Here is a 999-nt window from a genome sequence, read left to right on the forward strand (position 1 = left end):
GCCCCCGTTCCCGCCACGCGCCATACGCCCGCCGCGCCGGCGTCGGGGCGGCTGAGCCGCAGAGCGCCGCCCTCACCTCCACCCCTGCGGGCGGCTGGGCCGCCCAGGGGGCGGCACGGGCGGGCGCAGGGCCCCAGCCTCCGCGGCGAGCGGCTCCCCCACCCCGCGCAAGCAGACGGCACCGTACGCACGGCACCCGCACCTCAACGCGACGCAGGGTCCAGCTCAGGCGGACAGCACCGTTCGATCCCCCGACCCGCCCCCTTCCCGGAAGGGCTCACGTCACGTGAAGCGAACCGTCTCGCGAGGACGCGAGGCCTGCGCCCACCCGTGCCGCCCAGCGGCACGATTGCCCGCAGAGGGCGGGGGCGGGGCGCGGACGGCCCAGGACCGCGAGGGCGGAGCTGGCACGGACCGCGCCTCAAGGCTGGCAGGACCGGGCCGGCCTCACCGCCACGCGAGGCGACGTCCGCACTCCCGGAAGGAACCGCGAAGGATCACGGCATCAGCCCCCGCAGGGGGAACACCGCCTTGCGCGTGGCGAGAATCGCCTGATCCAACCGGTCCGCCGGGTCGTACCCGTCCCCCCACGACCGGAACGTCACCGGCCACCGCCCATCCGTCATCCGCCGAGGCCCCGCCTGCCGGGTCAACGCGTACACCTCCTGCCGCCACCCCTCCGGCACCAGCGTCTCCGGCGCCACCGGCCGCCCCGCCGCCACGGCGACCAGGTGCGCCCACGAGCGCGGCACCACGTCGACCACCTCGTAGCCCCCACCCCCGAGCGCGATCCACCGCCCGTCCGCGTGCGCGTGCGCCAGCCCGTGACAGGCCGCCTGCACCGCGTGCTGCGCGTCCAGCGAGACCGCCAGATGCGCCAGCGGGTCCTCGAAGTGCGTGTCGGCCCCGTGCTGCGTGACCAGCACCTGCGGCCGGAACTCCTCCAGCAGCTCCGGCACCACCGAGTCGAACGCCCGCAGCCACCCCGCGTCCCCCGTC

Annotated in this window: 1 pseudogene; it reads right to left on the minus strand. The window is 76.7% G+C overall.

Annotated features, from left to right (window positions below):
- Nucleotides 1-497 precede the first annotated feature (497 nt).
- Nucleotides 498-999, minus strand: a pseudogene (locus tag ACOV8S_RS18300) (acetoin utilization protein AcuC); the annotation flags it as partial.

Source organism: Streptomyces sp. CO7 (genome assembly GCF_053474865.1).